This window comes from Bradyrhizobium sp. URHA0013, assembly GCF_000518345.1.
Lineage (GTDB): Bacteria > Pseudomonadota > Alphaproteobacteria > Rhizobiales > Xanthobacteraceae > Bradyrhizobium.
Genome location: NZ_KI912427.1, coordinates 68794 through 80664 on the forward strand (window position 1 = coordinate 68794; position 11871 = coordinate 80664).

Sequence of the window (11871 nt, forward strand, 5' to 3'; positions counted from 1 at the left end):
CTGCGACCCGATCAAGACCAGAAGATCATCACATCAGGAGGGCGTCATGCCTGAGGCATTCATCTACGACCACGTCCGCACCCCGCGCGGCCGCGGCAAGGCGGACGGCGCGCTGCACGAAGTCACCGCGCTCGCGCTCGCGACCGTGCCGCTCAAGGCGCTCAAGGACCGCAACAACCTGCCGGAAGATTCCGTCGATGACGTCATTCTCGGCGTGGTCGATCCCGTCGGCGAAGCCGGCTCCGACATTGCGCGCTTCGCCGCGCTGAAGGCGGGCCTCGGCGAAGCGGTACCGGGCGTGCAGATCAGCCGCTTCTGCGCCTCCGGCCTCGATGCCGTGAATTTTGCCGCAGCCCAGGTGATGAGCGGCCAGCACGAGCTCGTGATCGGCGGCGGCGCCGAATCGATGAGCCGCGTCGGCATCGGTGCTTCCGGCGGCGCTTGGCCGATGGACCCGTCGATGGCAGTGCCGGCCTATTTCATGCCGCAGGGTGTCTCGGCCGATCTGATCGCGACCAAATACGGCTTCTCGCGTGACGACGTCGATGCCTATGCGGTGCAGAGCCAACAGCGTGCGGCGAAGTCCTGGGATGAAGGCCGCTTCGACAAGTCGGTCGTCCCGGTGAAGGACATCAACGGCCTCACCATCCTCGCCAAGGACGAGCATATGCGTCCGTCGACGACGATGCAGTCGCTGGCGCAGCTGCAGCCGGCGTTCACGATGATGGCACAGATGGGCGGCTTCGACGGCGTCGCGGTGCAGTCGCATCCGGAAATCGAACGCGTCAATTACGTGCACCACGCCGGCAATTCGTCGGGCATCGTCGATGGTGCCGGCGCGGTCCTGCTCGGCAGCAAGGAAGCCGGCGGCAAGTACGGCCTGAAGCCGCGCGCGAGGATCCGCGCGTTCGCCAATATCGGGTCCGAGCCGGCGATGATGCTGACCGGTCCGGTCGACGTCACCGAAAAGCTGTTCGCGCGCTCCGGCATGAAGAAGTCGGACATTGACCTGTTCGAGCTCAACGAGGCTTTCGCCTCCGTCGTGCTGCGCTACATCCAGGCCTTCGACATCGACAACGCCAAGATCAACGTCAATGGCGGCGCGATCGCGCTCGGCCATCCGCTCGGCGCGACCGGTGCCATGATCCTCGGGACCGTGCTCGACGAGCTCGAGCGCACCAACAAGGCGACCGCACTGGTGACGCTGTGCATCGGCGGCGGCATGGGCACCGCGACCATCATCGAACGCGTCTAAGGGTAGGGAGCAACCAGCATGGCTTACAAGAATTTCAAGGTTGAGACCGATTCCGACGGCATCGCACTGGTCACCTGGGATATCCCGGGCCGTTCGATGAACGTGCTCGACGAGACCTCGACCAACGAGCTCGACGCGATCGTCAAGGCGACCACGGCCGACGCCGCGGTGAAGGGTGTCGTCATCACCTCCGCCAAGGAAGCGTTCTGCGCGGGTGCCGATCTTTCCATGCTCGAAGGCATGAACCAGGCCTACGCAAAGGTCTTCAAGGAGCAGGGCGAGACCGCGGCGAACCAGATGCTGTTCGAGCAGAGCCGGCGCTTCTCGCAGGTGCTGCGCTCCATCGAGACCTCCGGCAAGCCGTGGGCGGCGGCGATCAACGGCCTCGCGCTCGGCGGCGGTTTCGAGATCACGCTGTGCTGCCACTATCGCGTGGCGGCGGAGAATCCCAAGACCCGCCTCGGCCTGCCCGAGGTCAAGGTTGGCCTGTTCCCGGGCGCCGGCGGCACGCAGCGCGTGCCGCGCCTGGTGCCGCCGCAGGACGCGATGACGATCCTGCTCAAGGGCGATCCGGTCACGATCGAGAAAGCCAAGGCGCTGAATCTGATTCACGCCGTCGTTCCCGCCGCCGATCTCATCAAGGCGGCAAAGGACTGGATCAAGGGCGGCGGCAAGGCCGTCGCGCCCTGGGACGAGAAGGGATTCAAGCTGCCGGGCGGCCCGGTGTTCTCCAAGGCCGGCATGATGATGTTCCCCGCCGGCAACGCGATCTATCGCCGCGAGACCTACGACAATTATCCGGCCGCACGCGCGATCATGAGCTGCGTCTATGAGGGCCTGCAGCTGCCGATCGACGCCGCATTGCGCGTGGAATCGCGCTACTTCACCTCGGTGCTGCGCTCGAAGGAAGCGGCGGCGATGATCCGCAGCCTGTTCCTGTCGATGCAGGAATTGAACAAGGGTGCGCGCCGTCCGAAGGATGTGCCGCCGACCAAGGTAAAGAAGATCGCCGTGATCGGCGCCGGCTTCATGGGTGCGAGCGTCGGCTATGTCTCGGCCCGTGCCGGCCTCGACGTCGTCCTGATCGATCGCGACCAGGAGAGCGCCGACAAGGGCAAGGCGCATGCGCAAAAGGTGATCGAGGAGCAGATCAAGAAGGGCCGCGCCAAGCCCGGCGACGCAGAAGCCCTGCTCGCGCGCATCACGCCGACCGCGGACTATTCCGCATTGAAGGACGTCGATCTCGTCATCGAAGCCGTGTTCGAGGACCGCAAGGTCAAGGCCGATACCTTTGCCAAGGCGCAAGAGCATATGAAGCCGGACGTTATCTTCGCGTCCAACACCTCGACGCTTCCGATCACCTCGCTGGCGGAATCCTTCAAGGACCAGGGCAGGTTTGTCGGCATCCACTTCTTCTCGCCCGTCGAGAAGATGATGCTGGTCGAGATCATCCAGGGCAAGAACACCGGCGATCTCGCGGTCGCGACCGCGCTCGATTACGTCCGGCAGATCGGCAAGACGCCGATCGTCGTCAACGACTCCAGAGGCTTCTTCGCCAATCGCTGCGTCGGCCGCTACGTCGCCGAAGGCAACGAGATGTTCCTCGAAGGCGTGCCGCCGGCGATGATCGAGAACTGCGCCAAGATGGCCGGCATGCCGGTCGGCCCGCTCTCGCTGTCGGACGAGGTCGCGCTCGACCTCGGGCTCAGGATCATGAAGGCGACGGAAGCCGACCTCGGCCCCAACGCCATCAATCCCGATCAGAAGAAGCTGATGGTCGAGCTGGTCGAGAAGCAGGGCCGTCTGGGCCGCAAGAACAGCAAGGGGTTTTACGACTACCCCGAGAAGGGCAAGGGTCAGAAGAGCCTGTGGCCGGGCTTGTCCGCGCTGCAGCCCAAGCAGCTCGACCCAGATACGCTCGACGTCGAGGAGCTGAAGCAGCGCTTCCTGGTGGTGCAGGCGGTGGAAGCCGCGCGCACGGTGGAGGACCACGTCATCACCGATCCGCGCGAGGCGGATGTCGGCTCGATCCTCGGCTTCGGCTTCGCGCCGTTCACCGGTGGCACGCTGTCCTACATCGACTTCATGGGTCCCAAGAAGTTCGTCGAGCTTTGCCACAAGCTGGAAGCGAAATACGGCTCGCGCTTCACCCCGCCGAAGCTCCTCGAGGAGATGGCTGCGAAGGGAGAAACCTTCTACGGCCGCTTCGCGCCGAAGAAGGCGGCCGCGTGATTTAGCCGGGATGAAAAATACGAAAGGCCGGATCTCCATCCGGCCTTTCGCATGTGCGCTCAGGCAGCCTGAATCAGCCCTTCCTTCTTCATCGCTTCCTGCACCTGCGGCCGCGCCGCGACGCGGGTCTTGTACGCGGCAAGGTTCGGCATCGCCGAGAGGTCGAACTTCATCCGGTCGCCCCAGGTCAGCATCGTGAAGAGATAGCCGTCGGCCACCGTGAACTGCTTGCCCATGAGGTAGTCGCGGCCGGCGAGCTGGCTATCGATGTATTTCAGCTTGCCCATGACGCGGTCCTTGAAGAAGGCCTTGGCCTCGTCGTTCAGCGCCGGCGCGAACATCGGGCCGAAGCTCTTGTGGACCTCCGAGGTGAGGAAGTTCAGCCATTCGAGCAGCTTGTAGCGCTCGGCGCTGCCGTGGGCCGGCGCCAGCGCCTTGGCAGAGGCCTGATCGGCGATCATCTGGACAATCACCGGGCCTTCGGTCACGATCTCTCCGCTATCGAGGCCCAGCGCAGGGACCTGGCCCTTGGGGTTCAGCTTCAGATAATCCTCACCGTTTTCGAGCTTCTTGGCCCGGATATCGACCTTGACCAGTTCATAGGGCAGGCCGGCCTCCAGGAGCGCGATATGGGGGGATAGCGAGCAGGCACCGGGCGAATAGTACAATTTCATGGAATTTCCTCCTCTTGTTGCTTGGCTCAGGCGAAAGAACGACTACATGCATCTGCTTGAAATAGTCAAGATTGATGCAGGTGCATCGAATAGGGTAAGAGACGGGCGACGAGCTTGAGCGGGACCATGAAACGCAAACCATCGACCGAGGCGACTTCCGCCTGGATCCGCTTGATGCGGGTGCAGAGCCGCGTGCTCAATTGCGTCGAGCAGGACCTGAAGAAGGCCGGCTTCCCGCCGTTGGCATGGTATGACGCGCTGCTCGAACTGTCACGGGCGCCCTCGGGCGAGCTCCGGCCGGTCGAACTCGAACGGCAGATGCTGATCCCGCAATATTCGACATCGCGGCTGATCGACCGTCTGGTCGACGAAGGCCTCGCCTCGCGGCGTGAATGCAAGATCGACAAGCGCGGCCAATTCGTGGAGATCACGGAAGCCGGCCGCGAATTGCAGAAGCGGATGTGGGGCGCCTATTCGGCCGCGATCGAGAAATATGTCGGTTCGAAACTGTCCGATGCGGATGCCGTGAAGCTCAGCGGTCTGCTCGACCGTCTCGGCTGCTCGTGCGGCGAGATGAAACTGCCGCCTGCCCACGTCAACGAAACCACGCCGTCGCGATGAGCGCGCGGCACACCAACTCGTCCGTGCAGCCGGTGGCTGCGCGGACCATCCCTGTCACCCACGCGCGTTCGATCGAAGCGCTTTTGATTAGAGTCTGATATGGCGCGAGACCAGATCGATATGACGCCGTTGCAATCGCGTGACGAGCTCGTCAAGTGGTTCGAGGAAGGCTGCAAGGACCCGTCCGAATTCCGCATGGGCACCGAGCATGAGAAGACGCCGTTCACGCTCGAAGGCCACCGCCCGGTGCCCTACGAAGGCCCGCGCGGTATCGGCGCGCTGCTCGAAGGCATGAAACTCCTGCTCGGCTGGGAGCCGATCATGGAGAAGGGTAACATCATCGGCCTCTACGACGTCACCGGCGGCGGCGCGATTTCGCTGGAGCCCGGCGGGCAGTTCGAGCTTTCGGGCGCCCCGGTCGAGAACGTGCACCAGACCCAGAGTGAGCTGATGGCGCATCTGGCGCAGGTGCGCGAGATCGCGACGCCGCTCGGCATCGGCTTTCTCGGGCTCGGCATGACGCCGTCCTGGTCGCGCGCCGACATCCCGGTGATGCCCAAGGGCCGCTACAAGATCATGACCAATTACATGCCGAAGGTCGGCCAGTACGGCCTCGACATGATGTACCGGACCTGCACGGTCCAGACCAATCTCGACTTCTCCTCCGAAGCCGACATGGTCAAGAAGCTGCGTGTCTCGCTCGCGCTCCAGCCAGCCGCAACCGCCTTGTTCGCCAACTCGCCGTTTACCGAGGGCAAGCCGAATGGCTTCCTCTCCTTCCGGTCCGAGATCTGGCGCGACACCGACAACGCGCGTGCCGGCATGATGCCTTGGGCATTCGAGGATGGCATGGGCTTCGAGCGCTATGTCGACTACGCGCTCGACGTGCCCATGTATTTCGTCAAACGCGACGAGGACTACATCGACGTCTCGGGCTCCTCGTTCCGCGCCTTCTTCGATGGCCGCAACAACAATTTGCCCGGGGAACGTCCGACGTTGTCGGATTGGGCCAACCATCTTTCGACGATTTTCCCGGAGGTGCGGCTCAAGCGCTATCTCGAGATGCGCGGCTCTGATGGTGGCCCATGGGGCCGACTGCCGGCGCTATCGGCGTTCTGGGCCGGGCTGCTCTACGACGATGTGTCGCTGGATGCCGCCTGGGACCTGGTAAAGCAGTGGAACGCGCATGAGCGTCAGGCCCTGCGCGACGACGTGCCGCGCTTCGGCTTCAAGTCGCGGATCAAGGACCGCTATCTGTTCGAGATCGCCAAGGAGTGCCTCGCTTTGGCACATGCCGGCTTGCGCCGGCGCGGCCGGATCGACCAGCTCGGCCGCGACGAGACCAGGCATCTGGAGCCGCTTGACCGCATCATCGATTCCGGCCGCACGCCAGCTGAGGAGATGCTCGACAAGTTCAAGGGCCCGTGGAACGGCTCGGTGGAACCGGCGTACGCGGAATACGCGTTCTAGACCAAGGTCCCAACGGTCGGGACTCGAGCCGTTCATCGCCCGTACAGGTTTGCGGCGATCAAATGGCCGGCTGAAAAACCCGAGCGTCGTCAATAACTCGAAAGCTGTTCCGATGGGGAAGGGCCGCCTGGCCGTCATGGCAAGCGTCGTGGCCTGCGCCGCGCTGCTTTCGCTCGCGTTTGCGAGCTGGCCTGCGCGCGCCCAGACGGCGTTCGATCGGCCAGGCGGAGACTATTTCAGCACCCCCGTCACGTCGGGCGATCCCGAGGATTGCGCACTGCTGTGCGAGCGCGACCGCCGTTGCCGCTCGTGGAGCTTCAGCTATCCTGACGTCGAAGGCGGCTCGGCGGTGTGCTGGCTGAAGAACACGGTGCCTGCGCGCGTGCCGGGAAGCTGCTGCATCTCCGGTGTGCGCGGTGCCGGCGTGATCGAGCCGCGTGTCGAAGGCGTGGAGACCTCGATCGACCGCCCCGGCGGCGATTTGCGCAATTTCGAGATGAAGGACGGCGAAGGCGAAGAAGCCTGCAAGGCCGCCTGCACCGCCGACAACAAATGCCGCGCCTTCACCTATGCCCGCCCCGGCTACACCGGACGCGAAGCGCGCTGCTTCCTGAAAAAGGAAATCAAGCCGCCGCGGCGGAAGGCAGGGTTCACGTCGGGCGTGGTGCGGTAGCATGCAGCTCTCACCGCCGTCATTGCGAGCGTAGCGAAGCAATCCAAAATTGCTTCCGCGGCGGCAGTCTGGGTTGCTTCGTCGCTTCGCTCCTCGCAATGACGAGGAGGGTAAAGCGACACCTCACTCGGCCGCGATCACCGTGATCTCGGGCCACAGCGTCTTCCAGCGTGCCGCCTTCGCCGCGTAATTGGCGGCGGAAAAATTCGGCGCCCGATTGGGTCGCACGATCAGCTTCGCGACGTCGTCGAACCCGTGCGGCGCGTAGACGTCGAAATCCCCGCCGGCAGGGCGGATGCCCACCTGCGTATTCTCCGTGAGGAAGCGGTCGATACCGTCGGTCGCGCGCATCAAGGGCGGATAGGGCAGACCGTGCTTGCCGGGATACCAAACGTGCACGCGCGCCTGGTTGCGGATTTCGACCTTGGCGCCGAGATGCGCGAGCGGCGCGTGCAGCTTGCGGATCACCGCGTCTTCCGCCTCCCATGCGGTGTCGGAATCGAAATAGAACACGTCATAATCGACGATGCCGTGATCGATCGGGCGGCCCGTGAGCACGTTCCACACCGTCTGCACCAGGCAACCCGCGACGAGCCACGCATCCGGCACTGCGAGACGATGGATTTCATTGAGGATCGCTGCGTTGAACGGATTTCGCAGGGCGAGAGCCAGAAATTCGTCGCGGATCATTACTGTTGCGCTCCCTCTCCCGCGTGCGGGAGAGGAGTGAAGACATTCCGGCCTTCAATGCACGGCGGTGAAAAACCGTGCCATGCGAAATCCGGACAGCCAGGTCCACACCGGCTGGCCCCGGATGCCGAGATCCCAGGATCCGAGCACGGCATCCGCGCGGCCGACCAGATTGTCGATCGGCAGCATGCCGACGCCGCCGGAGCGCAAGGGCACGCGGCTGTCGGCGGAGTTGTCGCGGTTGTCGCCGAGCACGAAGAGATGGCCAGCCGGCACCGTCACTTCCTGCGTATTGTCGAGCGGACCGTTGTCGCGCATCTTGAAGATCAAATGCGAGACGCCGTTCGGCAGTGTCTCGACATAGCGATAGGCGGGTTCGCTGCCGCCATTGTCGTCCTCGGCGGCGCCAACGCCGTCCGGCTTCAGCTCGGCGGGGCGGTCGTTGACGAAGAGCTGGCCCTGGCGCAGCTGGATGCGGTCGCCGGGCAGACCCACGACGCGCTTGACCCAGGCCTGCGAGCGGTCGCCGGGCCAGCGGAAGACCACGACGTCGCCCTGCTTCGGTGTCTCCGCGAACACGCGGCCGCTCTCGGGCAGGTTGATCTGGATCGGCAGCGACGAGGTGCCGTAGCCGTAGGGGAATTTCGAGGCGATCAAGGCGTCGCCGATCAACAGCGTCGGCTCCATCGAGCCCGACGGCACGTAGAACGGCTCGGCCAGCGCGCCCTTGGCGATGAACACCGCGGCGACGATGCCGGCGAGCTGCACGAGGTGGCCTGCCCAGCCGCTGCTCTTCCGCTTGGTGGTGACAGTTATCTTCTCGACACTCATCCGCCTGTTCCACCCACCGTAATGCGTTCCATCAACAGCGACGGCTGGCCGACGCCGACCGGCACGCCCTGACCGTTCTTGCCGCAGGTGCCGATGCCGGTATCGAGCGCGAGGTCGTTGCCGATCATGCGGATGCGATGCAGGTCGGTCGGCCCGTTGCCGATCAGCATGGCGCCCTTCAAGGGCGCACCGATCTTGCCGTTCTCGATCTTGTAGGCCTCGGTGCACTGAAACACGTATTTGCCCGAGGTGATGTCGACCTGGCCGCCGCCGAAATTCGCGGCGAAGACGCCGTTCTTCACCGAAGCGAGGATCTCGGCCGGATCGCGGTCGCCCGCGAGCATGTAGGTGTTGGTCATGCGCGGCATCGGCACATGGGCATAGCCCTGGCGGCGGCCGTTGCCGGTCGGCTTCATGTTCATCAGCCGCGCGTTCTGGCGGTCCTGCATGTAGCCGACCAGGACGCCGTCCTCGATCAGCACGGTGCGGTTGGTCGGCGTGCCCTCGTCGTCGATCGACAGCGAGCCGCGGCGCGAGGCAATGGTGCCGTCGTCGACCACGGTGACGCCCTTGGCCGCGACCTGCTGGCCCATCAGGCCGGCAAACGCAGACGTCTTCTTGCGGTTGAAGTCGCCTTCGAGGCCATGGCCGACCGCCTCATGCAGCATTACGCCGGGCCAGCCGGCCCCGAGCACGACGTCCATCTCGCCGGCGGGGGCGGGAACCGATTCCAGATTGACCAGGGCCTCGCGCAGCGCGCCATCGGCGGCGTCGCGCCAATTCTTGCTTTCGATGAATTCGGCGTAGCCGGCGCGGCCGCCATAGCCCTTGCTGCCGCTCTCCTGGCGGTCGCCCTGACCGGCGACGACGGAGACGTTGACGCGCACGAGCGGGCGGATGTCGCGATAGCTCTCGCCGTCGGGCCGCAGGATCTCGACCACCTGCCAGGTCGCGCCCAGGCTGACGCTGACCTGCCGCACCCGCGGATCCTTGTCGCGCAGATAGGCGTCGATCTCGGCGAGCAGCTTGACCTTGGTCTCGAAGCCGGGGGCATCGAGCGGATTGTCGTCACTATAAAGCCGCACGTTGGTATGCGCTGGAGGCGCGGCGAAGCTGCCGGAATAACCACCGCGCACCGCCGCGACCGCGTCCGCAGCGCGAATCAGCGCCGGCAGCGACACGTCGGAGGAATGCGCATAGCCGACGGCGTCGTCCTTGACGGCGCGCAGGCCAAAACCCTGCGAGGTGTCGTAGGTCGCCTGCTTCAGCCGTCCATTGTCGAACATCAGCGCTTCGGTCTGGCTGTATTCCAGGAACAATTCGCCGTCGTCGGCACCGGCAAGCCCGCGCGCGAGCTCGTTGCGAACCTGGTCGCGGTCGAGATTGGCGCGGTCGAGCAGGGAGGTTGTGGCAGGGTTGGTCATGCGTCCGTCCATTATCGGGGGATGTGAGGCAAGATAATGGTTTCCCGGCAGTTCCGCGAGGGCGCCAAGTCTCACATTACGGAAACAATAGGATTCGCGGGTCTAACCGCCCTTCACCCCTACGGCAGCTTGTCGTATCCCTCGCCGAGCCCGTTCAGGCTGAGCGGGAAGCCGATGCCTTCTTCCGGGGTCTCGAAGATGATGAAGGTCGCGGTCTTGGCGGTGCGGAGCTGGCCGAGCAGCTTGTCGTCCATGACGACCTCGGCGACGCAGCCATTGGGCAGGCAGCGGACAAAGCCGGCACGGCCGACGTCCTGGTTGTCGAGCTTGAGGCCGAGGCCGGAGGGCAGGAGAACGCCGAGAGGGGCGACAACCCGCATCAGGCGGCTCTTCTGGTCGGCGGTCTTGAGAACGATCACGGTCAGGCCGGCGTTGGAGCGGTCTTCGGCCACCACACTCTGGATCAGGGCGCATTGCTCGGACTGGGCGCCCGGGGGGGTGTCGCAGCGGATCTGCCAGTCGCCATGGACGGAGCGCACCGCGCCCTGCGCATGGGCGAGGCCCGGAAGCGCCAGGACGATGGCCGCCGCCAGCAGGGCAATCAGCATCGTGAGGCTGCCAGCCTGGCTTTTAGCTCGCCTTGCCATGGATCTCGAAAACCCCATCGGGTCGGTCCCTCTGCTCGCCTGGGTCGCTCGCGCCGGGCGGACTGATACGGGAATGACGGCGTCTTGAAGGCGATTCGCAAGCAAATTCCACGCCGCCACGGCCGCCGTCGCCCGCACGAATCAGGTTCCTGTGCGGCTGTCTGCCAGTGCCTACCGCGGGCAATTCCGCTGTCAAGCCGCAGCATCCCGGGAAATGGTAATTTTGTCTGATGTTACTAGGAAATATCTTGCGGGTGATGGCTGACAGACGAGGCTCAAGACTGCATTGCGATAGATCAAGAATTATGGTTTGAGAGGCTTGATTTCGGCGTTCTAGCGATCTGGCCCCAATTCCTCTTAGAGGTATTCTTGCGCGGCGGTTTGTCAGACGGGGGGATCGAATAAAGCGTTTCCCGAAAATAGGGGAATGCACTTGGGGTGATTTCGTTAGGGGAGCGCGAACGGCATGAAGATGTCGATGGGCCCGGTGGGCCGGCACTTGCTGGGATTGGCCGTGGCGGGTCTGACGCTGGCGACGGGCGGCGCGGCATTTGCCGAGCTCGGGCAACCGGCTGCGTGGGAGTGGACGCTTCAGCAGTCCGCGTCCCCGGTGATGGACAACATCGTCTGGTTCCACAATTTCCTGTTCGTGCTGATCACGCTGATCACGCTGTTCGTTCTGGCGCTGCTCGTGATCGTGGTCGTGAAGTTCAACGCGAGAGCCAATCCGGTGCCGTCGCGGACCACGCACAACACGCTGATCGAGGTGGCGTGGACGCTCGTTCCGGTGCTGATTCTGGTCGGTATCTCGGTGCCGTCGTTCCGCCTCCTGTTCCTCGAGCTCGACGTGCCGAAAGCGGATCTGACCATCAAGGCGACCGGCAAGCAGTGGTACTGGTCCTACGCCTATCCGGATAACGGCAAGTTCGAGTTCGACTCGCTGATGGCCCAGGACAAGCAGCCCCGTCTGCTCGGCGTCGACAACGAGATGGTGGTGCCCGTCAACAAGGTGGTCCGGGTTCAGGTGACCGGGGCCGACGTGATTCATGCCTTTGCTCTGCCGGCCTTCGGCGTCAAGATCGACGCCATTCCGGGTCGGCTCAACGAGACCTGGTTCAAGGCCACCAAGACCGGCATGTTCTACGGCCAGTGCTCGGAATTGTGCGGCAAGGACCACGCCTTCATGCCGATCGCCATCCGCGTGGTGAGCGACCAGGAGTTCGCCTCCTGGGTCGAGACCGCGAAGAAGAAATACGCGAGCGGCGGCACCAGCACCTACGCCTCCACGGCCGGCCCGACGGAGTAAGCGCCGGGCGAAGGGTTCGAGGAAACTGAAAGCGACATAAGGCGGGAC

General features: G+C 64.3%; 11 protein-coding genes. 6 read left to right on the forward strand and 5 right to left on the reverse strand.

Going from position 1 to position 11871, the window contains the following annotated elements; all coding sequences use genetic code 11:
• Positions 1–46: 46 nt before the first annotated feature.
• Positions 47–1255, forward strand: coding sequence for an acetyl-CoA C-acetyltransferase (locus N551_RS0129740; protein ID WP_027570024.1), 1209 nt, complete (start codon positions 47–49; stop codon positions 1253–1255).
• An 18-nt stretch (positions 1256–1273) separates the two neighbouring features.
• Complete coding sequence (locus tag N551_RS0129745; RefSeq protein WP_027570025.1) at positions 1274–3487, forward strand: FAD-dependent oxidoreductase; 2214 nt, start codon at positions 1274–1276, stop codon at positions 3485–3487.
• Between the two features lie 59 nt (positions 3488–3546).
• On the opposite strand, the gene gstA is transcribed toward N551_RS0129745, so the two are convergent.
• On the reverse strand, positions 3547–4161 hold the full coding sequence (gene gstA / locus N551_RS0129750; protein WP_007605052.1) for a glutathione transferase GstA: 615 nt from the start codon (positions 4159–4161) through the stop codon (positions 3547–3549).
• 126 nt (positions 4162–4287) lie between these two features.
• On the opposite strand from gstA, the gene N551_RS0129755 reads away from it, so the two are divergent.
• The 3 genes from N551_RS0129755 to N551_RS0129765 all read left to right on the forward strand — a co-directional run bounded on the left by N551_RS0129755 (position 4288) and on the right by N551_RS0129765 (position 6925).
• Complete coding sequence (locus N551_RS0129755) at positions 4288–4782, forward strand: MarR family winged helix-turn-helix transcriptional regulator (RefSeq protein ID WP_027570026.1); 495 nt, start codon at positions 4288–4290, stop codon at positions 4780–4782.
• 99 nt (positions 4783–4881) lie between these two features.
• The gene (locus tag N551_RS0129760) at positions 4882–6252 is read left to right on the forward strand and encodes a glutamate--cysteine ligase (protein ID WP_027570027.1); all 1371 of its coding nucleotides are present in this window, start codon (positions 4882–4884) and stop codon (positions 6250–6252) included.
• Between the two features lie 112 nt (positions 6253–6364).
• Entirely contained in the window at positions 6365–6925 is a 561-nt protein-coding gene (locus tag N551_RS0129765) for a PAN domain-containing protein (RefSeq protein ID WP_027570028.1), read from the forward strand.
• A 123-nt stretch (positions 6926–7048) separates the two neighbouring features.
• On the opposite strand, the gene N551_RS0129770 is transcribed toward N551_RS0129765, so the two are convergent.
• The 4 genes from N551_RS0129770 to N551_RS0129785 form a co-directional block, all read right to left on the reverse strand.
• A complete protein-coding gene (locus N551_RS0129770; protein ID WP_027570029.1) occupies positions 7049–7615 on the reverse strand; it encodes a nucleotidyltransferase family protein in 567 nt (188 codons plus the stop codon).
• A gap of 54 nt (positions 7616–7669) precedes the next feature.
• Entirely contained in the window at positions 7670–8446 is a 777-nt protein-coding gene (gene lepB, locus N551_RS0129775; RefSeq protein WP_027570030.1) for a signal peptidase I, read from the reverse strand.
• Complete coding sequence (gene tldD, locus N551_RS0129780; protein ID WP_027570031.1) at positions 8443–9870, reverse strand: metalloprotease TldD; 1428 nt, start codon at positions 9868–9870, stop codon at positions 8443–8445. Before tldD ends, lepB begins: the two co-directional genes overlap by 4 nt.
• Before the next feature lie 119 nt (positions 9871–9989).
• The gene (locus tag N551_RS0129785; protein ID WP_027570032.1) at positions 9990–10535 is read right to left on the reverse strand and encodes an invasion associated locus B family protein; all 546 of its coding nucleotides are present in this window, start codon (positions 10533–10535) and stop codon (positions 9990–9992) included.
• A gap of 448 nt (positions 10536–10983) precedes the next feature.
• On the opposite strand from N551_RS0129785, the gene coxB reads away from it, so the two are divergent.
• Entirely contained in the window at positions 10984–11823 is an 840-nt protein-coding gene (gene coxB, locus N551_RS0129790) for a cytochrome c oxidase subunit II (protein WP_027570033.1), read from the forward strand.
• Positions 11824–11871: the final 48 nt, after the last annotated feature.